Here is a 385-nt window from a genome sequence, read left to right on the forward strand (position 1 = left end):
CCCCGAGGTCTGCTCCTGGCTCGCCGCCGTGATCTCGCCCATGATGTCCGTCACGCGCTTGACGCTGTCCACGATCTCTTCCATCGTCCGGCCCGCTTGCGCCACCTGCTTGCTGCCTTCCTCGACCTTGTCCACCGAGTCCCCGATCAAGGTCTTGATCTCCTTGGCCGCCGCCGCCGAGCGCTGCGCCAGGCTGCGCACTTCCGACGCCACCACCGCGAAGCCCCGGCCCTGCTCGCCGGCGCGCGCCGCTTCCACCGCCGCGTTCAGCGCCAGGATGTTGGTCTGGAAGGCGATGCCGTCGATGACGCCGATGATGTCCACGATCTTGCGCGAGGAGGCGTTGATCGAGCCCATGGTGYCCACCACCTGGCTCACCACGCTG

At 68.2% G+C, this 385-nt stretch carries 1 protein-coding gene; it reads right to left on the reverse strand.

Annotation, left to right across the window (positions count from 1 at the left end; translation table 11 throughout):
- Positions 1-385, reverse strand: a 385-nt coding sequence (locus AC1DYK_RS36165) for a methyl-accepting chemotaxis protein (RefSeq protein WP_478170650.1), incomplete at both ends; no start/stop codon positions are given.

This window comes from Variovorax sp. P2_H12, from assembly GCF_056403395.1.